The organism is Paenibacillus agricola (assembly GCF_011440305.1).
GTDB classification, from domain to species: Bacteria; Bacillota; Bacilli; order Paenibacillales; family NBRC-103111; genus Paenibacillus_S; species Paenibacillus_S agricola.
In genome coordinates this window covers 99,726-124,061 of sequence record NZ_JAAOIW010000002.1, presented here as the reverse complement: position 1 = coordinate 124,061, position 24,336 = coordinate 99,726, and the positions used below count along the sequence as shown (strand labels likewise).

19 protein-coding genes are annotated in these 24,336 nt (G+C 46.3%); 11 read left to right on the top strand and 8 right to left on the bottom strand.

What is annotated here, in order from left to right:
- Positions 1-134: 134 nt before the first annotated feature.
- From G9U52_RS05030 to G9U52_RS05020, 3 genes are all read left to right on the top strand, one after another.
- Complete coding sequence (locus G9U52_RS05030; RefSeq protein ID WP_166146929.1) at positions 135-1,298, top strand: exonuclease SbcCD subunit D; 1,164 nt, start codon at positions 135-137, stop codon at positions 1,296-1,298.
- Complete coding sequence (locus G9U52_RS05025) at positions 1,295-4,387, top strand: SbcC/MukB-like Walker B domain-containing protein (RefSeq protein ID WP_166146927.1); 3,093 nt, start codon at positions 1,295-1,297, stop codon at positions 4,385-4,387. Before G9U52_RS05030 ends, G9U52_RS05025 begins: the two co-directional genes overlap by 4 nt.
- A gap of 122 nt (positions 4,388-4,509) precedes the next feature.
- A complete protein-coding gene (locus G9U52_RS05020) occupies positions 4,510-5,484 on the top strand; it encodes an aldo/keto reductase family protein (protein ID WP_166146925.1) in 975 nt (324 codons plus the stop codon).
- Here the strand turns inward: G9U52_RS05020 and G9U52_RS05015 are convergent.
- The 3 genes from G9U52_RS05015 to G9U52_RS05005 form a co-directional block, all read right to left on the bottom strand.
- Positions 5,474-6,523 carry a potassium channel family protein gene (locus G9U52_RS05015; RefSeq protein WP_166146923.1) on the bottom strand — a complete coding sequence of 350 codons (1,050 nt, stop codon included), beginning with the start codon at positions 6,521-6,523 and terminating at the stop codon, positions 5,474-5,476. The two genes, G9U52_RS05020 and G9U52_RS05015, sit on opposite strands and share 11 nt — an antisense overlap.
- A gap of 169 nt (positions 6,524-6,692) precedes the next feature.
- Positions 6,693-7,043 carry a hypothetical protein gene (locus tag G9U52_RS05010; protein ID WP_166146921.1) on the bottom strand — a complete coding sequence of 117 codons (351 nt, stop codon included), beginning with the start codon at positions 7,041-7,043 and terminating at the stop codon, positions 6,693-6,695.
- A gap of 50 nt (positions 7,044-7,093) precedes the next feature.
- On the bottom strand, positions 7,094-7,792 hold the full coding sequence (locus G9U52_RS05005; protein WP_166146920.1) for a pirin family protein: 699 nt from the start codon (positions 7,790-7,792) through the stop codon (positions 7,094-7,096).
- Positions 7,793-8,082: 290 nt separating this feature from the next.
- On the opposite strand from G9U52_RS05005, the gene G9U52_RS05000 reads away from it, so the two are divergent.
- The 3 genes from G9U52_RS05000 to G9U52_RS04990 all read left to right on the top strand — a co-directional run bounded on the left by G9U52_RS05000 (position 8,083) and on the right by G9U52_RS04990 (position 10,450).
- Positions 8,083-8,445, top strand: a complete 363-nt coding sequence (locus tag G9U52_RS05000) for a response regulator (protein ID WP_166146919.1) — start codon at positions 8,083-8,085, stop codon at positions 8,443-8,445.
- A gap of 312 nt (positions 8,446-8,757) precedes the next feature.
- The gene (locus G9U52_RS04995; RefSeq protein WP_375790233.1) at positions 8,758-9,243 is read left to right on the top strand and encodes a phage lytic cycle repressor MrpR family protein; all 486 of its coding nucleotides are present in this window, start codon (positions 8,758-8,760) and stop codon (positions 9,241-9,243) included.
- 250 nt (positions 9,244-9,493) lie between these two features.
- Complete coding sequence (locus G9U52_RS04990; RefSeq protein WP_166146917.1) at positions 9,494-10,450, top strand: 3'-5' exoribonuclease YhaM family protein; 957 nt, start codon at positions 9,494-9,496, stop codon at positions 10,448-10,450.
- A gap of 87 nt (positions 10,451-10,537) precedes the next feature.
- Here G9U52_RS04990 and G9U52_RS04985 read toward each other — a convergent pair whose 3' ends face one another.
- Both G9U52_RS04985 and yhbH read right to left on the bottom strand, forming a co-directional pair.
- Positions 10,538-11,971, bottom strand: a complete 1,434-nt coding sequence (locus tag G9U52_RS04985; RefSeq protein ID WP_166146916.1) for a SpoVR family protein — start codon at positions 11,969-11,971, stop codon at positions 10,538-10,540.
- Entirely contained in the window at positions 11,968-13,128 is a 1,161-nt protein-coding gene (yhbH, locus tag G9U52_RS04980) for a sporulation protein YhbH (protein WP_166146915.1), read from the bottom strand. The genes G9U52_RS04985 and yhbH overlap by 4 nt, the downstream gene beginning before the upstream one ends.
- Before the next feature lie 224 nt (positions 13,129-13,352).
- Between yhbH and G9U52_RS41575 the strand changes: the two genes are divergently transcribed.
- A complete protein-coding gene (locus G9U52_RS41575) occupies positions 13,353-13,559 on the top strand; it encodes a DNA/RNA helicase domain-containing protein (RefSeq protein ID WP_166148111.1) in 207 nt (68 codons plus the stop codon).
- On the opposite strand, the gene G9U52_RS04970 is transcribed toward G9U52_RS41575, so the two are convergent.
- Genes G9U52_RS04970 through G9U52_RS04960 form a run of 3 tightly spaced genes read right to left on the bottom strand, consistent with a single transcriptional unit; the run spans position 13,467 to position 15,843 of the window.
- On the bottom strand, positions 13,467-13,877 hold the full coding sequence (locus tag G9U52_RS04970; protein WP_166146914.1) for an ATP-binding cassette domain-containing protein: 411 nt from the start codon (positions 13,875-13,877) through the stop codon (positions 13,467-13,469). The genes G9U52_RS41575 and G9U52_RS04970 overlap by 93 nt on opposite strands.
- Positions 13,874-14,872: a FecCD family ABC transporter permease gene (locus G9U52_RS04965; RefSeq protein WP_166146913.1), complete on the bottom strand. Its 999-nt coding sequence runs from the start codon at positions 14,870-14,872 to the stop codon at positions 13,874-13,876. The genes G9U52_RS04970 and G9U52_RS04965 overlap by 4 nt, the downstream gene beginning before the upstream one ends.
- A gap of 5 nt (positions 14,873-14,877) precedes the next feature.
- Positions 14,878-15,843 carry an ABC transporter substrate-binding protein gene (locus G9U52_RS04960; RefSeq protein WP_166146912.1) on the bottom strand — a complete coding sequence of 322 codons (966 nt, stop codon included), beginning with the start codon at positions 15,841-15,843 and terminating at the stop codon, positions 14,878-14,880.
- A 395-nt stretch (positions 15,844-16,238) separates the two neighbouring features.
- Between G9U52_RS04960 and isdC the strand changes: the two genes are divergently transcribed.
- The 4 genes from isdC to isdE all read left to right on the top strand — a co-directional run bounded on the left by isdC (position 16,239) and on the right by isdE (position 24,324).
- Positions 16,239-17,099, top strand: a complete 861-nt coding sequence (gene isdC, locus G9U52_RS04955) for a heme uptake protein IsdC (RefSeq protein ID WP_166146911.1) — start codon at positions 16,239-16,241, stop codon at positions 17,097-17,099.
- A gap of 352 nt (positions 17,100-17,451) precedes the next feature.
- Complete coding sequence (locus G9U52_RS04950; protein ID WP_166146910.1) at positions 17,452-17,835, top strand: hypothetical protein; 384 nt, start codon at positions 17,452-17,454, stop codon at positions 17,833-17,835.
- A gap of 198 nt (positions 17,836-18,033) precedes the next feature.
- Positions 18,034-23,322: an NEAT domain-containing protein gene (locus tag G9U52_RS04945; protein ID WP_166146909.1), complete on the top strand. Its 5,289-nt coding sequence runs from the start codon at positions 18,034-18,036 to the stop codon at positions 23,320-23,322.
- Between the two features lie 126 nt (positions 23,323-23,448).
- Positions 23,449-24,324: a heme ABC transporter substrate-binding protein IsdE gene (gene isdE / locus G9U52_RS04940; protein ID WP_166146908.1), complete on the top strand. Its 876-nt coding sequence runs from the start codon at positions 23,449-23,451 to the stop codon at positions 24,322-24,324.
- Positions 24,325-24,336 lie beyond the last annotated feature (12 nt).

Genomic DNA, 24,336 nt, shown 5'->3' with positions numbered 1-24,336 from the left:
CAAACTACCGGGAGAAAATGGAGTTAATTGGAAATCAGGATAGTTTACGCTCATATTTACGGGAGCAATTCCTGTTAAAACGAGATACCAAGGAATTTACTGAGAGTACCAACCACCGAAGGAGGGATCTAGCCTTGAAATTTATACATACGGCCGATTGGCATCTTGGCAAGCTGGTGCAAGGCATTTATATGACCGAGGATCAAAAGCACGTGCTGCAGCAGCTCATTGATACCGTAGCTTCCGAGCGTCCCGATGCCGTTGTGATTGCAGGCGATCTTTATGATCGCGCCGTCCCGCCGACCGAGGCGGTAGAGCTGCTGGATCAGCTGCTGGAGCAGATCGTGGTCGATCTGCAAACACCGGTCATCGCGATTTCAGGCAACCATGATAGCCCGGACCGGCTCAATTTTGCAACGACGATGATGAAAGGGCAAGGGCTGCACCTGTCAGGCCAGCTCCGAAATCAACCCGTTATCCTTCACGATGAGTTTGGCGAGGTGCATTTTCACCTGGTGCCTTATGCGGATCCCGCCCAGATTCGTTATCTGCTGAAAGATGAAACAATTAGATCGCATGATGATGCAGCGCGGGCGATTGTTACGCGGCTTACAGCGCAGCTGGATCCGGCTGCCCGCCATGTCTATGTAGGCCATGCTTTTGTAACGCCATACGGCGAAAAGGAAGAGAACACCAGTGATTCCGAACGCCCGTTATCGATCGGAGGAGCTGAATATGTGCAAGCCGGATATTTTGCACCGTTCCATTACACGGCGCTTGGCCACCTGCATCAAGCCCACTATGTGGGGGCGGAGAAGATTCGTTACGCAGGCTCTCCGCTGAAATATTCGATATCCGAAGAGCATCATAACAAGGGATATTTGATGGTGGAGCTTGATGGACAAGGCCAGGCATCCATAGAAAAAAGAAGTTTTACCCCCAAGCGGGATCTGCGGAGGATTGAGGCCAGCATCGAGGAAATCGAGCGCCATCCCCTTAATGAGGATTATGTGTTTGTTACGCTTTTGAATGAAGATCCGGTGTTATACCCGATGGAAAAGGTACGGGCTGTTTATCCCAATGCGATGCATGTGGAGCGGCGGTGGAGCCGAAGTATGAACCCACAGGAAGCTGCTGATGAAAAGGTGAGCCAAGTGCAAAGAAAGCAGGCCGATCCCGGCGAGCTATTCGCGGCATTTTATGGGCAGGTTCGAGGCAATCCACTCTCTGAGGAGAAAAAAAGGCTGTTCCAGCAGGTATATGCGGGGGCAGTTGCCGAGGAGGAGGAAGCTGGATGAGGCCGCTGCGCTTGGTGATGACCGCTTTAGGGCCGTATAAGGAGAAAGAAACGATAGATTTCAGCCGGATGGAGCACCATCGGTTGTTTGTCATATCGGGCAATACGGGAGCCGGAAAAACGACGATTTTTGATGCGATATGCTACGCGCTATATGATACAGCGAGTGGTGAGGACCGATATGAGACGCGGATGCTGCGCAGCCATTTTGCCGATGAGCAGACGCCAACGACTGTGGAGTTCGATTTTGCAATCGGCTCGCGTTCATATCGGGTGGTACGCCAGCTTGCTTACCGCAAAGGCAACAACAAGAACGAAACACCGCCAACGGCGGAGCTATATGAAATCAGTAGCGGGACTGCGGTTCCTTGCGTAGACCGATTCAATATTAAGGATATCAACGTTAAGCTGCAGCAGATTATTGGATTAACGAAGGATCAATTCAGCCAGATCGTGATGCTGCCGCAAGGGGAATTCCGCAAGCTGCTGACCTCGGATACGGAAAATAAAGAGGATATTTTACGGCGTATTTTTCGCACGGAGCTCTACCAGAAGGTTGAGGACCGTTTCAGGCAGCTAGTCCGCGAGAAAAAAGATGTTGCCGAGCGGATGCGTGCCGAGCTTGAGTTTACGGTGCGGCAAATTTCGGTTTCCCTGCCTATTCGCGAAGAAAGTGAGCTGGCGCAAACCCTTGGGCAAGAGGTTCATAATGTCGTCCAGGTGATGCAGGCTTTGGATAGCGAGGCTGTCCACTACACGCAAATAGCGGAGCAAGCTGGATTGGCACGGATTGCTTTGGACAAGCAGGTGGAGCAGGATACGGAGGCCTATCATAAAGCCGAGGCGTTGAATGAGCGTTTTGCCGATTTGGCGAAAAAGCAGCTGTCCCTTGCCCAGATGGAGGAGCGCCAGCCCGATATAGAACGCGATGAGGGACGCCTCGGGATGGCGGATAAAGCTGCCGGCATTGAGCCTTATGAGGAGCAGAGCCGCAGGGCTCGTGACCAATTGCTGTCACTGACCAGCAAGCTCGGATTGAAAGCATCCGAGGTGGAGCGGGCGACACTTGCCAAGCAAGCTGCGGAGCAGAAGCTGCTTGCCGAGCAAGCAAGAGAGGGCGAGCGCAAGGCTGCGGAGCAGGCTTTGCAGCAGCTGCAGGCGACCCTGCCGATCGTGAAATCGCTGCATGAGCGGCAAGCAGAGATTGTAAAGCTGGAGGAAGGCGAAAAGGCCGCGATAGCGAAGCAGGCTGCAACAGATAAGGCGTGGGCACAGGCCCTAGTCGATAAAAAGCAGCTTGCTGAGCAGATCAAGCTGCTGGAGCAAGAAGTCGCTGCGCTTCCCGCGAAACGGGAACGGTTAACTGATCTCAGGCTGCGGGGATCAGCGTTGAATGAAACGCGTAAATTGCTGCTGCAATTGGATGAATGGAGCAAGCACCAGCATGCAGGGCAAGCCAGCTATACTGCGCTAGTAAAACAGTATGAGCAGGAAGAGGCTTTATGGATCGAAGGCCAAGCTAGCCTCCTTGCTGCACATTTACATAATGGGATGCCTTGCCCCGTTTGCGGAAGCACGGAGCATCCGGATAAAGTGCAACCAGAGGGCACCATACCCACACGTGAACAGCTGGATGCCGTGAAAAAGCAGCTTCAGGCTGCACAGGAGGAATTCAGCCGGGCGGAAGCACAGGTAGCAGCAGCTAGCTCCAGCATTGCGGAAAAGCGTACAGAATTGCTGGAAATCGGTGAGTTTAACGAGGATATCCACACTGCTTATCAGCAAGTAGTCACCGAAGGTAAGCAGTGCAAGGAGGAAGTCGATCAGCTGGCCCAGCAAGCTGAGAGGCTGGTGCCCGTCAAAGCGGCGTTGGAGCAGCTCGATCACCAAATGGGCGAGCTTACCCAAGAGAAGCAGATACTGGCAGATAGGCTGGGCAAGCTTACGCTGGAGCGGTCGTTGAAGCAAGCAGCGTTAAGCAAGGACTTGGAGAGCATAGCGGAGGAGCTCCGCTCCTATCCAAGCCTGACGAGCAAGCTGCAACAGCAGCAGAAGCTGGTGGAGGCTAACGCAGCGGCTTGGAAGCATGCGCAGGAGCAGCATGCGCAAACACAGCTGAAATGGGCGCAGGAGCAAGCGACCTTCGCGCAGATGGAGCAGCAGCTAGAGGAAGCAGCGGCGCAAAGTGAAGCGGCACATATCCGCTTCATGCAAGAGATAGCCAAATGCGGGTTTACCGCAGAGGCCGACTATCTTGCAGCGAAGCTGCCGGAACCCGCGCGCTTTGCGCTCAAGGAGCAGCTGCAGCAGTTCAAAGCTGCGATGTCAGCGCTACAGCAAGCCATGGCCGAGCTGGCACAGGCGCTGGCGGGCAAAGAGCGCGCAGACGTCGTCTTGCTCCTTGAGCGCTTAACAGCGCTTAAGGAGCAGCTGGAGCAAGCGGCAGAGCGCCACAAGGAAGCTCGTGCGTACCTGCAAGCCGCGGCGAGCTTGCGGCTTGCGGTCGAGCAGACGAGCGGCAGGCTGATCGAGTCGGAGCGCAGCTATGGTGAAGCGGTTGACATCCATCAGGTGCTGAAGGGTGATAATGCGCTGCGGATGTCCTTTGAACGGTATATTTTGATCGAATTTTTTGAACAAATTCTTCAGGCAGCGAATATTCGCCTGCGTGGCTTGTCGAATGGCCAATTCGAGCTGCTCCGCAGTGAGCGCATAGAGAAGCATAACCGCCCTAGCGGCTTAGGGCTTGATGTGTTCGACTCCTATACCGGACAAAACCGAGATGTCAAAACCTTATCAGGTGGCGAGAAGTTCAATGCTTCCCTCTGCTTGGCGCTCGGGATGACCGACGTGATCCAAGCCAATCAAGGGGGCATTTCGATCGAGATGATGTTCATTGACGAGGGCTTCGGCACCTTGGATGAGGAATCGCTGAATAAGGCGATCGAAACGCTGATTGACCTGCAAAAAATGGGCAGAATGATCGGCGTCATCTCCCATGTAGCGGAAATTAAGGCGTCTTTCCCAGCTGTGCTGGAGGTTACCAAATCGCGGGAAGGCTACAGCCATGTTGAATTGATTTTGAAATAAGCAATGAAACACCGATTGAATATTTAGTTTCGATGCCGGCAGAAGGATCGAATGGCAAGTTGATTTTGGATGCCGGCTGTAAGATATGGAATTGAATTATTTTAAAATTAGGAGGAAGCCATATGAAGTATCGGAATTTAGGAAGAAGCGGTTTGAAGGTAAGTGAGGTGGGGCTGGGAAGCTGGCTGACTTACGGAACAGCTGTGGAAAAACAAACGGCTATTGATTGTATCAAATTCGCTTACGAGCATGGAGTCAATTTCTTTGATACGGCGAATGCGTACAATGCGGGTGCTTCGGAAATCGTGGTGGGTGAGGCTTTGCAAGGCTTCGCCCGTGAAAGCTATGTGCTCGCTACAAAATGTTATTTTCCGATGGGAGAAGGGCCTAATAATAGAGGCTTATCCCGTAAGCACATCATGGAGCAATGCGAGGCAAGCCTGAGGCGGCTAAATGCCGATTATTTGGATCTGTACCAGTGCCACCGTTATGATCCTGAGGTTCCCTTGGAGGAAACGCTTCGTGCCTTGGATGATCTCATCACTCAAGGTAAAGTATTATACGCGGGGGTGAGCGAATGGACAGCAGCGCAAATTACGGAAGCTGTCCATATGGGGGAGAAGCGGAATTTGCGGCCGCTTATTTCGAATCAGCCGATTTATAATATGCTCGTTCGGTATATCGAGAAGGAAGTGCTGCCGGTTTCGCAAGCTGCGGGACTGGGCCAGGTTGTGTTCTCGCCATTGGCACAAGGCATTCTGAGCGGCAAATACAAAGCGGGGCAGCCGGTTCCATCCGAAAGCCGCGCGGCCAACAGCGAGATCAATCGCTGGATCAGCAGCTATTTGAAGGATAAGGTGCTGATCAGCGTGGGCAAGCTGGAGGGCATCGCCGCTAATCTTGGTCTGACTTTATCCCAGCTTGCGATTGCATGGGTGCTTAGGCAGCCTGGTGTTAGCTCGGCTATTGTAGGCGCAAGCCGCATTTCTCAAATTGAAGAAAATTTGGGGGCAAGCGGTGTTACATTATCGCCTGAGGTCTTGCAAGAGGTAGAGATGGTGTTAGATGAGATCAAGGATTTTGAGCCTATTTGGTAACTTGGGCTATTGGAGAGATCCGCAAATAAGTAGCGTGATCACAAATGACAAACAAGCGGGCACCTTTGGGGATCTCTTCATCAAGCCGGCGGTTAATATTCAGCTCTTTTCCATTTGAGATTAATGTCGCACCTTCATTCAGCAGCTCTTCAAAGGCATCTCGGTAATGGTGCCAATGGATCCGATGGGCAATCTCATATAAATCCTCGCCATCTCGGCTTGTTAAGAGCTGCGAAATGATTGCGGCTGCACCCGGATTAAAAGCAGAACGAACCGCTAGTCGGGAAATGGTTTCATCGCCGAGTATAAATTCATTGACCTTAATATGGGTAAAGCTATGGATGTTTTCCCGTTCTTTGATTTCAACGATTGTATAAATTTCCGCGTAGTTACGCTCAATGGCTGTAGCGATGAGCAGCGTTTTTCCATCAATAAAGGAGCTGTCATGTAAAAACATACCGTCCTCCGTCATTTCCTTAGAGAAAATAAATACCGCCTTAGCTTCAGCGAGGTTAGCATTCTGGAGCGTCTCGGGAAGCACCGGGTTGCCGCGGACATAATGAACATTATCATGTAATATTGGAGTTTGGGCTCGCTCGTCGATTAACACAATTTCCGCCGCTGCATCTGTATGGAGAATTTCTTGAATAGCGGAGGCGGCATGGGTGCTCCACTCAATAATGACAAAATGGTTACTCCCCGTATACTTCAAATTTCCTGCCTCCTTATTCCGTTTGAATACAAAAAAAGTATCGACCAGTTTGCTAATTAAAATCGAGCCTAACCCGATTCCGAACATGAAAATAAGCATGCCGACGAGTTTACCAGCAACAGTGTGTGGATAAAAATCGCCATAGCCTACCGTAGTAATGGTACTCATCACCCACCATAGTCCGTTAAAAGGGTTCCCATACGTATCAGGCTCGAGCCAATAAATGAGGAAGGAGCAGCTGCCGATCATCGCGATGGAGCTCCAAATTAAAAAGCGGTTGTTCAATTTAACAAGTCGATGGAACAATCGGCTGAGCAAAAAATGCATGCTACACCTACCTTCAAAGATAAATGGTTTCTTTGCCAAATTTCCATTTTATGTAATCCTATCATGGATACTTGGACCGTAGCAATGGAATTATCATTTATCATTTACACGCGATTGCCTACAAAAGAAACAAGAGCCCATGTGCATTCACATTGGGCTCTTACTCTTGCTACTGCTTATTCACATGCTCATTGCTATAGCCGGTGCGGGTGTTCAAAATAAGCGTGAGCTCGCTCCTGCTTTCATTGATCTCGAGCCCCGGCAGCACGGTATCATAGATCCACCATTTGTGAATGGAACGTGTTTGCCCTTCTTCGGTTTCCTCGAAATAAAACAGGTTTAAATCCGCTTGGTTCGCCTTGATTTCATTCATTATCTCGAGCGGGATGTCTTTAACAACAATTTTCCAGCCCCCCTCATGGGCAGAAAGGCTGAAAGCATTGCCGCTTACTCTAGAATCGACAAACATACGACTTGTTACGTGTTTAATTAGCAATGTTTTTTGAATAAGTTCGGACATGTTGAAAGTTCACTCCTTTCTATTCAGGCACAATGAGTAAGATCCATGGTCTAAGGAAGGTCGATGAGCAGCAAGGAAACGCCACTTTTGGTGCTAAGCGTTAGCTTTGGAGTCTGTTCAATACGGGCAGCATCTTGCTTGTTAAGCAGGGTTTCGCCGTTAAGCAGCAAATCTCCTTCATTTACCATTACATAAATGCGCCGTCCTGGCTCCTGGGTAAATTCCAGAGATTGCCCCGCATCCAATTTGGACATATAGATCGTCAAATCCTGGTGAATATGGGCGATATGTTCACCAGACTTGTGGGAAACGAGGGGAAGTAACGAATTTTTCAATAATTCGGTGTCAAAGCTACTAGTTTCATAGGATGGCTCCAAGCCACTGACATTAGGTGTGAACCAAATTTGCAAAATATGAACAGGCTCTGTACCTGGATTAACCTCCGAATGAATGATACCAGTGCCAGCGGACATTCTTTGCACCTCACCGAAGGTCGTAACAGCGGATTGACCGGTGCTATCCTCATGCTTCAGTTGTCCCTTCAAGACGACCGAGACAATTTCCATCTCCCGATGGGGATGGGCTCCGAAGCCGCGTCCCGCTTGAACAACATCATCGTTAAATACTCGCAAGGGACCAAATTCGGTATTGTTCGGGTCATAGCTATCACCAAAGGAAAAGCTGAAATTGCTTTGTAGCCAGCCGTGGTCGGTTGAATAGCGTGAGGAAGCTGGATAGACGTTGATCATTACAATTACCTCCTGGAAAAGAGTCATTTTCGCTGAACTTAATTAACTATCATTAGTATATCATATTACTTTTTTAAAGCAATATATCGTATTCATATTACTGTTTTCCCAAATTTGTTTCAAACTTACCTTTGATTTGACTTTATTTGATTCATTTTAGGAGAAATTGGGTGCTTGTGTTCAGTTTTTGTCCAGATGCTTATTATATAATGGAAGTAGTGGAATTGATGCGGTCGGTCTTGTTGGAGTTGATTCACGGTATGCAACAATGGGAAGAGGAGTGGTTCATTATGGCAAAGGTTCTTGTCGTTGACGATGCTGCTTTTATGCGATTAATGGTGCGAAATATATTGGAAGACGCTGGGCATGAGGTTGTGAGTGAAGCGGTTGATGGCTCGGATGCCATCGAGAAATATCGGAGATTCCGCCCGGAATTGGTGATCATGGATATTACAATGCCTGTGATGGAGGGTGTGGAGGCGGTTGGAAAAATATGTAATGCCTACCACAATGCCAAAATTATTATGTGTTCAGCGATGGGGCAACGCGATATGGTTGTAGATTCATTAAAGGCTGGTGCTATCGATTTTGTCGTTAAGCCCATCCAAAATAATAGACTGCTTGAAGCTGTAGACAGGGCAATGTTCAGATAAATGGGGAACTTCTGTCCCGACTGGAGCCCGTCCATTTGCGGAGATATACAGAAAAACCTTCAACTCCGCTTTAAAGTGGAACTGAAGGTTTTCTTTGTCCCATGGGGAGTTAGGCTTTATGTTCGACATAAAATTACATAAAAATGACAACTTTAATTTCACATAGCGAGAAGGTTTATTTTGTCAAAAAGCATATGGGTATTCCGTTCAAAACTGACAAAACTTCCCTTTTTTCATCGTATAAATATTTATTTTTATAAGGTAAAATATTCCTGTAGTCTCATATATAGATACCTGAAGGGATGATTTGCTATCAGTACATTTGAAAAAATTCGTTTTATTGAATCTCAATGCATCAATCCACAAGACGCCATTATTATTCGTTTGCTTATGGAAGGCGTGGGCGCCCACGAAATTGTATATCTAAAAAAAGAATCCTTAGATCCATCTAAACGGTTGCTCACCATTAAGGATTCTTATGGAATGACGAGGCAGGTCCAGGTCACCGAGAGATGTGTCGATCTATTTCAAAGTGCCATTCACCAAACTAGCTACATAATCAATAATGGTTATGACTTAAGCCGGCAGTTTGTAGTGAAATTAAAGGACAGTGATTATCTGATCAAGGTCAGTTTGCAGGACTTTATCGCCAATCAAAGTATGATCACGGAAATGGATTCTGTTGTTCTGCGGACTATCTTTATGCGACTTCGAAGATTGGCCGGGTTTTTCCTGACACCCGAGCTAAACCATTTAACCACTATTAAACTTGAATGTAATGAAAAAGCATATGCTTAGTTGATAGGAGGGTTAGGCTTTACACTTCCTGCTGCAATTGGCTAATAGATAATGTAGAAGAAACACAACGGGTATCCTTATGGATGCCCTATTTGATGTGCTGAAGTAAATTACGTATCCCCTCATTAATCGTCGTGGTATAATTTTGTTATTCCCGACCAACGCTCCATAGCGGCATATTAAAGACATGCCCAATCACTAAACACTAGTTGTGCTGCACTTATCATCTAATTAAAATGGAGGTATATACGTGACACTGATTAAACAACTGACAGATCAAGAGGAATTTGTAGGCTTTTACTTATTAAAGGAGCTAGAGGTCAAACAAACGAATAACACGCCTGCAAAAGACTATATGGATATCGTTTTATGCGATGCCAGCGGGCAGCTTCCGGCCAAATACTGGGATGCCAGTCCAACGGATAAAGAAACCTTTTTTCCAATGGGCCTTGTGAAAATAAGAGGGCTTGTCCAAACGTACCGTGAAAGGCTGCAGATAAAAATTATGAAAATCCGCCCAGCCGCGGAAGATGATGGGGTGACGCTGACGGATTTTATTAGATCTGCTCCTATACGCCCTATTGATCTTGTTTATACGATCAAACAAACGATTGCAAGCATTGCTGATCTGGAGATCCGCGCTATTGTATCCTTTTGTGTGGACAAAGTAGAGGAGAAGCTGATGCATTATCCCGCAGCGAAAATGCATCACCATGCATATTTTGCAGGTTTGGCCTATCATATGGTGCGGATGCTGGAGCTTGGGGACTTTTTATGCAAGCAGCGTCCTTTTCTAAATGCTGACTTCTTGAAGGCTGGCATCCTTCTGCATGATATTGCCAAACCGGAGGAAATGATTGCCCAGCTGGGAATCGTGTCCGATTACAGTGTGCAAGGCAAGCTTGTTGGGCATATCTCGATGGCGTCCAACTGGATTACAGAAGCGGCTGTTCGTTTGGATTATGGGCTTGATTCACCGAAGGTGCTCGGCTTGCAGCATTTGGTATTGTCCCATCATAACCTGGGAGAATGGGGGAGTCCGGTTCAGCCGCAAATGGCTGAGGCCATTGCCTTGCACCACATTGATGCGCTGGATGCCAAGCTGCAAATGGTGGAGGACGCGCTGGATTCCACACCAGACACGGAGGAATGGACACAACAGATTCGGGGGATTGAGAATAAAGCTATTTATCGTACGAAGCTATAAAAAGAATAACAAGCCGGCGAGAATAACCCTCGACCGGCTTGTTTGTGCTGAACTTTCAAAATTATAGCTGATCGAAGCTCAACAGCCTCACAAAAACTTGCGGTTATGCTTCTTGCCGTCATAGCTGAACAGCACCGGCTTCATCTCGACAATCGATTCCAGATGGACCGTTTTGCCCCATAATTGCTGGATGTAGGGCATTGTGCGTTCCACATATTTTAAGTCAAGCTCCATACCTTCATAGGCATGCTTTAAGTATAGCTCGCCGTTGCGTTCGTAATCGCCATCCTCTACTACAATGTAGGGGAAGCCGCCATTGACGCGGGAATAAATCAGCTGGTCGCGGATATTTTCCCAGGATTTATCGGTTATTTTCCACTCGGGGCCTTTTTTCTCGAATACGTAGAGATCCAGCTCGTCGACCAGCTTCTTGGTCATATAGTTGCGGATAAATGAAATATCTGAGTCGTATTCACGCACATCGAAGATCTTCTGCCGCCCTTCGCCACCGACGCGACCGAACCGCTCCCGCTCCTCTTGTGTGGGCTGGTCCCAGCGTTTCTCAATATCCTCGAATATTTTTAAACCCAAATAATACGGATTCAGGCTGTGCTGGGAAGGCACGACGACGGACGAATTCAGCTTCGCGTACTCAATGGTCTCTTCCTCGCTCAGATCCAGCTCCCGCAGAATCCGTTGGTGCCAATATGAAGCCCAGCCTTCGTTCATGATCTTGGTCTCCAGCTGCGGCCAAAAGTACAGCATTTCATCGCGCAGCATGGTCATAATATCGCGCTGCCAAGGAGCCATATAGGGCGCATGCTCCTCGATAAACAGTACCAGATCCTTCTCGGGCTGGAGCGGGAACTTCGCGGGTTCTTGGTGGCGCGGCTCTGGCTTTTTGGCAGGTGCATCCAAATCCCATAAGTCCTCATAACCGAGCTTTCTGTCGCGGTTATCCGGGTCGGGGGATTGCTCGGTATGCTTGCCCCCGCCATACCGTCCTGCCTCATAAGGCTTGGAAATTAACGGATCGACATGCTCTTGGATCGCTAGCACCGCATCGATAAACCGTTCCACCTCATCGGTGCCATATTCGGCTTCATATTGCTGGATCCGCTCCGCCGTTGCGGACATACTTTCGACCATATTCCGGTTCGTTTTGGAAAAACGGACGTTGTTTTTGAAAAAGTCGCAATGCGCCAGCACATGGGCTACGATCAGCTTGTTCTGGATTAAGGAGTTGCCATCCAGCAAGAAGGCGTAGCAGGGATCTGAATTGATGACGAGCTCATAAATTTTGCTTAGCCCGAAGTCGTATTGCATCTTCATTTTATGGAAGGTTTTTCCGAAACTCCAGTGACTAAATCGTGTAGGCATCCCGTAAGCGCCGAACGTATAAATAATATCAGCGGGGCATATTTCATAACGCATCGGATAATAATCCAACCCGAACCCGCTTGCAATTTCCGTGATTTCGTCGATAGCCACATGAAGATCCTGCATATAGGTGCTGCTCATTGTACAGCCCTCCCTGTGCCCGGTCCTGGGAAAAAGGTGCGCAGTGCTTTATACACTTCATTTTTCTCGCGAATGACATAATGCACGAACTTGGGGTCGTGGATGTTACGATAGGCAGACATTAACGTGCTGCTGCGGTTATATTGGTTGACCTCGCCATAGCCGAACAAGTTGCAGCGCAGCACCAATTCCCCGATTAGCTTCACACACCTATCGTTGTCCGAGGTCAGGTTATCCCCATCCGAGAAATGGAACGGATATATATTATAAAGCGCAGGAGGATAACGGCTGTCTATCATATTTACCGCTAATTGGTAAGCCGAGGAGCAAATCGTGCCGCCACTCTCGCCTTTTGTGAAAAACTCCTCCTCGGTGACTTCCTTAGCCTCTGTGTGGTGGGCGATAAAAACAATTTCCACATGCTCATATTTAGTGCGCAGGAACCGTGTCATCCAGAAAAAAAAGCTGCGCGCCATATATTTTTCGAAGGAGCCCATGGAGCCTGATGTATCCATCATCGCGATAATCAACGCATTAGATTGCGGCAGCACCTTTTCATCCCAGGTTTTGAAGCGTAGGTCATCGGGATTAATATGATGAATGCCAGGCGCACCCGCGGTAGCGTTTCGCCGAAGATTTTCAATAATGGTACGCTTTTTGTCAATGTTCGACATGATCCCTTTTTTGCGAATATCGTTAAAAACCACTTCCTTGGAAGTGAGAACGTCCTTTTCTTTTTCCTGCAAATTAGGCAGCTCTAATTCATCGAAAAGCATCGCTTGCAATTCTTCCATCTGGACTTCCGCGTCATAATAATCCTCGCCTGGCTGGTCCCCGGCACCTTCGCCCTTACCCGGCCCTTTGGCTGGACTGGGGTCAACGCCGAGTATGTCGCCAACCTGGCTATCTCCATCCCCTTGGCCTACATGCTTGCTCTTGTTGTAATTATAACGAAGCCGGTATTCATCCAAGCTGCGTATAGGCACTTTGATGATTTGTTTGCCGTCAGACATAATAATACTTTCATCGGTCACGAGATCTGGAAGGTTTTGTTTGATAGCCTCTCGGACTTTTTGCTGGTGGCGGGTTTGATCCTGATACCCTTTGCGGTGTAGGGACCAATCTTCCCTGGAGACAGTAAATAATGGCTCTGTCATGACGGACACCTCCTTAGAGTTTTACGGAGCAAAACTTACTTCGTAAGCATTTGCTGAGTTTTGTGTAGCTAGTGGTAAGCAGTAAGCAACGACAAGTAAGCAGCAATAGGAAAAAGGAATGCTTGTTACTAAATATATTCAAGCAGCAGGTGGATATGTGAAGGGACAAGGGGCTATTTTTTTGAAAAGGGGTAGGAACGTCTATTCGCTGATGCTATAATAAGCTGGATTCGCAATTCAGATGTAATGGATCGGATGGTTATCTGGCTTGGGTTGATGATGTGCTCAATATTCACGCCACGGCTAATGCGGATAGCTATGATTACGAATATGACACATTAGTTCATCCGCTGCTCATGCCTGCTCGTTCCAGTAATTTTCATCGCCCAGCTCACGATGTCCTCATCCTCCGCTGTCATCCGGTCGAATAAGCGTTTGTACGGAGACCTGCCATAAGAGACAAGCTCTCTGGCGGTCAAATCAGGCAAGGGGCTTTTGGATTGGGTAAGCATGGACAAGGCTTGAGCAAGCTCAATCGATTTATAAGCCTTGGCTGACTTATCATTAATGAAGACTTCCCCAAGGTCAGCCTCAACTAATCGGGTTAGCAGCTGCAATAAAGTGGATTTTCCTGAACCATTGGGGCCAACAATAGCGGTTATTTGTTCTTTCGGAAAAGAAACCGTAATATCATGAAGCTGGAAAAATCCAGCTTTCAGATGTAATCGCTTGGTATGGATCGCATTCATCGCATGATGCCTCGCTTCTTCAACAGGAATAAAAAGAAAGGAGTACCTAGGACAGCCAGCAATATCCCTACAGGCAGCTCGATCGGGTCGAACCACGAGCGTGCTATCGTGTCGGCTAGCACAACAAGTGCCGCCCCGCCAATAATGGATAACGGAAGTAAATACCGATAATCTTCGCCAACCAACAGGCGAATAGCATGGGGGACGACCAAGCCAACAAAGCCGATCAAACCAGCTACACTGACCGCTGCACCAGCCAATAAAGAGGCCAGCACAATAATCAGGAATCGCTGCCATTCCACCTTCATGCCCAGCAGCTTGGCAGATTCATCGCCTAATAGCAGCAGGTTCGCCGGTTTAATCGCAAACAAGGATAACACGAGACCACCAATGGCATACGGCGCCATAAATTCGAGATGATGCCAGCTTTTTCCGCTTAATCCCCCGGCAAGCCAGGGTAATACGGCTTGCACGCGATCGCTATAAATGACCATGAAGCCATTGGTGATCGCACCTAACAAAGCGTTGATCGCCACACCCGCCAAAATAATTTTTAGCGGTGAAGCCCCACGATCCCAAGCCAGTGTGTAGACCACAATAGAAGTAATAAACGCGCCGAGAAAGGCCATTACTGGCAGCAGGTAGCTAAATTGCGGGAATACGATCATGGCAATAATGGCAGCGAGACCCCCTCCGGCAGAGACTCCGATAATACCCGGATCAGCCAAGGGATTCCGCATAACGCCCTGAAGCAATGCACCTGCTGCTGCGAGGCAAGCGCCTACCAGCAAGCCGATCAGCACTCGGGGAAGCCGCAAATTCATAATAATCTTCTCATAAACCGGCTGGCTATGAGAGGTGAACACGCCCCATATATCCCGAAGTGATATAGGTACAGATCCGTAGGTCAGGCCATAGAAGGCTATGATGACAAGAAGTAGCGGAAGTCCAATCATAACCAGCTTTCTTCTTGTAAGGCGCTGTTGTATATTCATCGTAATCACTTCACGTCTTGAAGTAGCTTAGTCAACAAATCTAGCGCAGCAATGACATGAGTACCGGGGTTGGTGCCGAACAAATCAGCTGGCAGCACCACAACTCGATTGTTTTTGACAGCGTCTAAGCTATTCCATGCTGCATTCTGCTGCATGTCCTTCAGAAATCCTTCCTTCACCTTATCAGGATTACCATGGCTCATCAGCAAGACAAGCTGCGGATCGGATTGGATAATCTTCTCGGTGTTTAATTGTGCATATTGCGGATAATTATCCAGCTTCGGATAATCGGCAGCGATGTTCTCTCCCCCGGCATTAACTAAGATATCGCCGCTTAACGAATTGTTCAACGCGACCAAATAAGTCCCCGGTGCCCCATAAACCATCAGGACGCGTGGTTTTTTACTTGGCTGCTGGCTGTTGATCTGTTTTAATTTATCGTCGATAGCCTGGATTAATTCCTTGGACTTTTCATTCTTTTGCAGCATCGTACCGAATAATTCAATCTGCTTTTTAATATCAGCAATCGAATTGGCAGATGTTAGCAGCATCTTGCTGCCGATTCCTTCAACAGAAGGGATATCCTTCATATTGGAAGGATGATTGCCAAGTACGACATCAGGCTGGAGAAAAGCGAGCTTTTCCAGATCGATACCATGCGTAGATCCTACCTGCTGGGCTGCGGCTGCTTCTTTAATGGGGACCGGCTCTGTTGTGGTAGGTCGCCCAACGACCTTGCTGCCAAGTGCATAAATAATATCCAGCTCGCCATTGCTTAACACTACAATTTTGGTGGGAGCTTCTTTAAAGCTGGCCTGTCGATTGGCAAAATCCTTGACGGATATTGCTGTTGATAAAGCTGCCGATACCGCTGGTACAGGAGCTTCGGCTTGTTTGCCTGTGCTGGTTTGGCCACAGCCTGTTACAGTAAGAAAGGCAAGCGCTACACCAATATGTAAGTATTTAACCATATCATCCTCCCAATATTTAGGTGACTAGCTGCATATTAGATAATCCTAATGAAAATGATTCTCATTGTCAATGGTTATTTTATAACGATATTTGATCAATAATTTCAAAAAAGATTATACAGGTTTAAGGGTTGACAATTATTGGCTGGGTAGGATAGTATCGGAGTTGTACAAATTGAACACCTAAATTATCCCAGAAAAAAAGCAGGAGGATGATGGATGAGCGGATATACAAAAGAATAGGGAAGCGTAGTCACATTTTTTTTGTGAATCAAATGAGAATGATTATCGTTATTATGTAAGCTTTGAGTAGGGCTGAAGAATAGCCTGAGAAGATAACTAAGGATTTAACTAGTACAACTTGGGTTGACTAGTACCGAGAGGAAGAATAAATCGTGAGAAAAAGAAGACTGCTACAAAGTGTTTTAATCACAGCATTGTGCTTGCTAACCTTGATAATTATGCCCACAGCTCAGGCTGCGATCGATCTGGCTGATGGTACTTATACGTTAAACTACACGATAACCAAAGCAGAAAATGAATCGGTATCGATGGCTAATGATTATTTTGAGAAGCCAGCTACTGTGTTTGTGAAAAACGGACAAATCGAAATACAGCTTCCCATCAACCATAGCAAATGGGTGACGCAGTTTAAGATTCCTAATCAAGCAAGCTTAGTAGATGCCAAAGTTATTAGCACAGATACCGCTGCTGATAAAAGAATTGTCAGATTTCCGGTAAGCGACTTATCCAAGCCGATCATTTCAAAAATACATGTAACCGTCCCATCAATTGATTATGACCATGATTATACGATCCGTTTTATGTTGGATGAGAAAAGCATTAAGAGCACAGAAGCCGTAGCTGCTGCGCCAGCTAAAGCAGCTACGGAAACTCCCGCCACGCCTCCAGCAGCTTTAGAAGCCGCACCTGCACCTAGCTCAAGCTCAGACAAAGCCACCGTTGCAGTGGCTCCGACGCCTGCGTCTGCTTCAGCAGAAACGAAGCCAGCTCCCAAGCCGGTAGCGACAACTACAGTCGAAGCGACGAAGACTGCCTCGGCAGCAGCAGCAGTAGGTGCACCCGTTGCGGCAAATGGCAATGGCAACCAAGCTGTTGCTAATGCCAGCACTGTGGCTAATCCGAAGACAGGAGATTCAGCTTCGATTGCTATATGGGTGACCTTGCTGCCACTAGCGTTGATATCCCTAGGCTATATGGCGAGAACAAGAAGAACTGGAAAAGTTATAAAGTAGTAGTTTATAATTTTTGAAATTAATGTATAAAATCGGGTTATTGATAGACGATGTACACGTTGTGGATAACCCGAAGACATAAAGGTACATTGTTATACCGGTAATCATGTACCTCAGCCACAGAATATTTTTTTTGCAACTAAGATGATAATGATTATCATTATCTTTATACTTACTTTTCTGTGGCATACATTCTTGCATTCAGGAAAGGGGGACGAGAGGCTGCTTCATTGGAGAGCTGAATGAATCGAGATTCATCGTTTAACGTAAACTCGTTACAGCTTGCAATCATGTATCAGGGAACAAAAACGTAAGGGAAAAAACTAAACCAAACTAAGGGAGTGTACTTAAAATGATGAGAACAATGAAAAAATCAGTAACTATGATGTTGGCTATGTTGGTATTGGTGTTCGCGTTGGCGGTTCCTGCATTCGCAGATGCTACAAACTATCGTTTTCTAGATGCGGATGGAGTTTATTCTTCACATGCGTCTGCGTTTACTTATGATGCCGTTAAAGTCGGAACTACTGTTACCCTGAAATACAGCAGCGCTGTAGTTACAGATTTAAAAGTATGGAATGGTTCCAGCTACACTGATTTGACTGGTGTGGTTTCTGGTGGCTTCATAGAATTCACATTCACTGTTGCTGATTACACGACTGATATTCCTGTTCTACTTGAAATAAGTGCTGGACCTCACAGCGGTGACATGGAATTAATTATTGATTGGTTGTAATACTTATTCAGTAGCCAGAATCGGCTGCTGATCATTTCCAAAATGAAGAATGGCTTGCATCCATTGAAGCCGTTCTTCATTTAACCATATTTCCAACTTAGTTAATATGTATAATTGTTTACTGATGTCTTCAGTAGAACCCATTTAAATTGAATATAAACAAGCTTGATATAGAAACATTTAAGGAGTGTAATGGAATTGACTAAACTATTTCGGAAAACTATGGCCATGCTTTTAGCCTTTGTATTATTTCTGTCCATCTTACATATTGAACCGGTTTCGGCGGCGGACGCTCCATCTAAAGTAGCCGATGGGGAATATCCAATCATATACACGTATGTGAAAAACGGAACATCGGATACCTCCGCTGCCCACTCTTTTATGCTACCAAACACTGGGAAGCTTATTGTCCTTAATGGCAAAGCGGTACTAGAGCATGAAATTAAGAAATCAGATTATTCTACTTTTGCCTATTTTGGTTCGCGCATTGCTGGCAAAGACAAAGCCACAATTAAAGAAGAGGCGGGCAAAGTACCTGTTGTTACCGGGATAGAAGGCTATCAACCTGCTACAAGCAGACAATCGACTGACCCCAACAACATTGTTGTCCAAGTAGATATTGAGGATGCTTTGAAGACTCAGGATATCTTAATGCACATTGATGATAAAGATAATATATATCAGTTAACACCGACTTATAATTATTGGTATAATGTCGGATTGAAATTGGATACAAGTAAGCTTGTTTTCATAACTCCAGACACCGCTGGGGGTGGTAATGGTGAAAATATTACAGTAACACTAACTATATTTAACGAACTGGTAACAGTGGGACGTAACGTGTATGACACCACCCAAGAGGGCGATGGCGATGGGTTCTACCCAGTCGGATCCAAAACGAAACTGAATAACAGTATAAAGATGGCGGAAGACCTCGTTGCTGGTGCGCCGGGCAACACAGTGCTGCTTAAAGCTGCCTACGATATTTTGAATGAAGCGATTAATACATACAAAGCTCTGCGTATAGTCGTCAATAAGGAAACCTTAAATCAACTGATTGAAGAAGCTCAAGCTCTTAAAGCAATAGCCAAGACATATGGCACGACTGAAAGCGGAACCTCAAACGGAAGCGGCTTTGCTACTTCTGATAAGGAGTACAATGGATCTTTAATTAATCCAACTCTTACTTCTAGGATTAATAGTGCTTTGACTCTTGTAGCTGACGTCAACGCTACTACCGCAAAAATTACTAGTTCATTTGATGCCTTGAAAAAAACGCTTGATAGTGTGAAATCGCAGCAATATCATGCTTCAACAGCAAGTATTATCGTTCTCGATTCGCTAAACGCAACAGTAAACCATTCGGTTTATTCAAATGAATTTAAGCAAACAGCAACCATTTTAAAACACCCCCTTCCTAGATATCAAGCTTTAGTTAATCTTACTTTTGTAGACCCAGCAGCTTTGCCGAGCTCCTTTTCTTACCAGAAGCCTGGTATTGATGGGCTATTCGGGAAAGATCTATATGATGGTATGACAATGGTGAATAACAGTACTGACGGACATCATAAAACCTATCAGTTCGAGGCTCGAGATAATAGTGCAAATGACACCTTATGGCAAGGCTTCTCATGGTTCGCCTATACAATGAACAGCGTGACCAAAACGGTTTATATCAGCTACAATGCTGACGAGCTTACAGCCCTAAATACTTTGGTGGTTACTGCCAAGCAATTGAGTAATACGGCTGTAGCAGGTACGGCATCAGGGCAATACCCTACAAATGCCAAAGCTGAGCTTCTACAAGCTATCGGGCTAGCCGAATCTGTCGGCACCAATCTTGCTTCCCCAAGGACACAAATTTTATCGGCAACAACGGCCCTGCAAACGGCTATCGATGCTTTTAAAGCTAAGGCGGTACGTACGGTTAATTACTCAACAGTCCATGCCACGGATAAGGCATTCTCAGCTATGGAAAGCTATCTAGGAAAGCCGGCGACTATAATCACCGAGAATGATGGCTCTGTATATGTTTCCTTAACGGTCACGAACAGCACAACTGTACCGGAATTTAAAGTCAAGCAAAACGGTGAATTTGTGGAAACTATTCTTGTCAGTGCAGATAGCACAGCGAATACGAGAGTTGTTAAATTCAAAGTTGACAATTTATCAGCTCTTATCGATGCTAAGGTACGCACAGTCGTGCCATCACAGAATTATGACCGCACTCATGACATTCGCTTGAATTTTAACAATATCGACAATACCGCGCTATGGAAAGCTGTAACGGCTGCTAAATCATTCAATAGTAAAGCAATTACAGGAACCTTGCCAGGCCAGTACCCATTGGTGGCGAAGAATGCCATCCTGTCAGCAATTACTGCTGCGGATGTCGAGGCTGCCAACTTGACAGGCACGCCTGCAGAATCAGCAACTGCATTACTATTACTACAGCAAGCCTTGGATAAGTTCAAATTATCCGTTGCAACTAAACTAGCGGATGGCGAGTATCCGATCGGCTTTAACATTTACAAAAAAGGTACCGATAGCAATTCTGTTATGTACGATTATGTTGATAAAAACAGCGGCAAGTTAATTGTTGCGGGCGATAAAAGGTTTGTTACTTTTGCCTTAAAGCAAAACGCCGAGATCACTTCGTTCAAGACTGAACAAGCCGGAGTTTTGACAGAAACAGAAATCGTGAGCAGCGATGCTGCCAATAATACCCGCTTGATTAAATTCGAAGTCCAAGATTTAAACACAAGATTAAGCGGCTGGGTGAAAATTTATTGGCAGGTTAGCCCGACCTTCTTGTATGACAATGAGTATGATGTTGAGCTTGGCTTCAGTAATTTGCCATCAGGCGATGGAGCAACAGGATCCAATAAATCAATCCTGAATGCACTCATCAATAATGTCCAAATCGCCTATGGCTCAGCTGTAGAGGGAAGTGCTGACGGTCAATACCCAACGGGTGCCAAGGGCAAATTGCTGGCAGCCATCAATCTAGCTAAGATAACGGCTGATGATGCGGCAGCTAATGGGCAGCAGGTAGATGCTGCACTGACTTTATTACAAACAGCGTTTACTGTGTTTAAAACATCCGTTGTCGTTATTGATTCTGGAACAGGAGGTATAGCGGACGGTGAATATCCGATCAGCTATAATATCTTCAAAAAAGGTACCAACGACAATTCCGTTATGTACGACTATGTAGATCAAACAAGCGGCAAGCTAACCGTAGTTGGCGGCAAAAAATATGTTTCATTCATCGTGAAGCAAAGTGCAGAGATCACATCATTCAAAACGGAGCAAGCTGGAGTCTTAAAAGAAACAGAAATCGTAAGCCATGATACTGCCAATAATACCCGCTTAATCAAATTCGAAGTCAACGATTTGACTGCCAAATTAAACGGCTGGGTAAACATTTATTGGCAGGTAAACGAGACCTTCCTCTATGATAATGAGTACGATGTAGAGCTGGGCTTCTCCAACCTGCCTGTAGGAAGCGAGCAGTCGATAGACTTAACGAAGCCAGTCAAAGATGGGGAGTACAAGTTTACCTACAAAGCTGCAACGTCTGAGGACGGATCAGGAACGCCAATGTCTAACTATGTGGAAAATGGCGGTACCTTGAAGGTTGTCAATGGTAAAAAAATGGCTGCTTTCAAATTAAAAAGTGGTGTGACCGTTTCGAAGATCCAGGTTATTAAAGCGGACGGAACGACAGCCGATGTTTTACCGCAATATGCCCTTAAGCAATCCGGAGTTGTTCGGATATTGGCTGATGAAGAATTAACAAGAGAGGTTCAATTTGAAACTGAGGATTTAACTGCTACTTATGCAATTGATCTTAAAGGTGCAAACGGAGAAACGCATACCTTTAAGCTGAATTTTGACAAGGTCGTTGTTGTCAAATTAACAGACAATCAGACAAATCCAGGAACGGGTGGTAATGGCGGAACTGGCGGAACTGGTGGAACTGGTGGAACAGGAGGAGGAACAGGAGGTGGCGGAACTATAACCAACCCATCCACTACACAGGACGGTAAGTACAGCATTAATTTCAAGATAATAAAGGATGGAACCGACCAAAAATCTGTCATGCAGGATTATGTGATATCACCTGGGATCCTGACTATTTCCGGCGGTAAGCAGTATATTTCCTTCATTCTTAAACAAAGTAAAGAAATCACGGAGTTTAAGGTTGAGCAGGGTGGAGCATTGTCCGAGGTCAGAGTGCTTAGTAAGGATGAGTTAACAAATACGCGCGAGATTGAATATGAAGTGAAGGATTTATCAGCCAGATCCAAGGGCTGGGTTAAAGTCGATTGGGCAGAAATGGGTTACTTCCATTCCTACGATATTGAGATTTCATATGATAAGTTTAGTATGAAGGCCATTGATAAGAATGCAACCAATTCATTAACTGCCAAGCCTGCAGTAGAATCTTTAGCAAATGGCGATTACCCTATTGAATTTTCCGTATTCCAGTATCGAAATAACCTGATATCGGATATGGATAAGCAAATCAAGCATCCAGCTATATTAACGGTCAAAGACAAAACCCGCTTTATTACAATGACTTTGAACCAAAACAAGAAATTCACTAAATTCAAGATAGCGAAGGATGGGGAAATGGTCGATGCCGACCTCATCAGCATAGATGAAGCAAACGATACCCGAACGGTTAAATTCGAGGTCAAGGATTTGACATCAGCCCTTCATGGCTGGGTTGAGCTAGAGATCCCTATTGATCCTGAAGTGGCTAAAACCATTCCAGCAGATGATGATGGCAGCGCAGCTTTTGCTGCCAGAGCCAATAAAAAAGCGGAAACGATTGACTTTGATATTCTGCTGGATACCGCAGCATTCGAGGACAAAGCTAGAGCTCCGGAAGTGACGGGGCAACCAGCACCCGGAACACCAGATACTCCACAGGCGGGGCAGCTTACCTTGAATGATATTGAGAACCACTGGGGCAAAGCAGCGATTGAGCGTGCTGTGTCATTAGGTATCGTTAATGGCTATGAGGATGGATCGTTCCGTCCAGACGGAGAAATCAACCGTGCTGAATTTACGACGATCATCAGCCGGGCGCTGAAATTGGAAGGCCAAGCAGCAGAACTAAGCTTTGCTGACATGGCTAGCATTCCTGCATGGGTAACGCCACATTTGGCGCAAACCGTTGGCGCAGGCATTATTACCAGCTATGAGGACCAAACGTTCCGCGCAGACCGTAAAATTTCTCGGTCGGAGATAGCGGTAATGATCGGCAGGGCATTAAAGTTCCCAGCCGATTCACAGGAAGCCCTTTCGTTTGCAGATGCCGAACAAGTTCCAGAATGGGCACGTGCCCATGTTGCCGTTGCTGCCAAGCAAGGCATAATTAACGGCAGAGACAATAACCTTTTTGCACCAAATGCAAGTGCAACACGCGCAGAGGCGGTTACACTGATCGGTAAGCTGCTGGATCAAGCGAAATAACGAAATAACGATTTTGAATAGACTTTCATCCACGGGGACGCCAGGCAGCTGGTGTCCTCCGTGGCTTGAAAGTACCAATCAAGCATTGGTAAACAATGAAGTATTAGGGAAGGAGAAGCGATAGGTATGAGGGCCAAATGGATAAAAATCGGTATGCTCGTGGCAGTTTTTGCTTTACTAATGGGCTGTTCATCCGTTGAAGTAGCGCCGGCTGCAGAGAATCAAGGTGGTGATCGCGTAGTCACGACAACGGTAGCGGCAACTCAAATTATGGATGCATTAGAGATGGATTTAGTGGGTATTCCCAAGAGTGTCAAGGATTTACCCAAGCGATATGCAGGGGTTCCGTTAGTTGGCAATCCCATGAGCCCGGACATGGAGATTGTTAAATCGCTGAATCCGACACAAGTGCTATCAGTGACGACGCTGGAATATGATTTGGCAGAAGTCTTTAAGAACACGGGGATCGAGGCCAGCTTCTTGGACCTCACGAGCGTGGAAAAGATGAACAACGCCATCCTGGCACTCGGCACTAAATATAACCGCCAGAAGCAAGCCGATGCGATTGTGTCCAAATATACACAGAAGCTAGCTGACATCAATGAGAAAGCTAAAGGGAAGAAGCAGCCAACCGTGCTTATTTTACTTGGTGTGCCAGGAAGCTACTTGGTGGCAACGGAACTTTCATATATTGGAGACTTGGTCAAAATTGCAGGTGGGAAAAATATCGTGCAAGGCGAAACGGTCGAATATTTGGCATCGAATACGGAATATTTGCAGCAGTCCAATCCCGATATTATTTTGCGTGCCGCCCATGGTATGCCTGAGGAAGTCATCATCATGTTCGATCAGGAGTTTAAGAAAAATGATATATGGAAGCATTTTAACGCGGTAAGCAATAATCGTGTGTATGATCTGGAAGAAGAGCTGTTTGGTACAACGGGAAATTTGCTCGTCAATGAAGCCTTGGATGTTTTAATGAAGATGTTATATCCATCATGATTGATAGAGGAC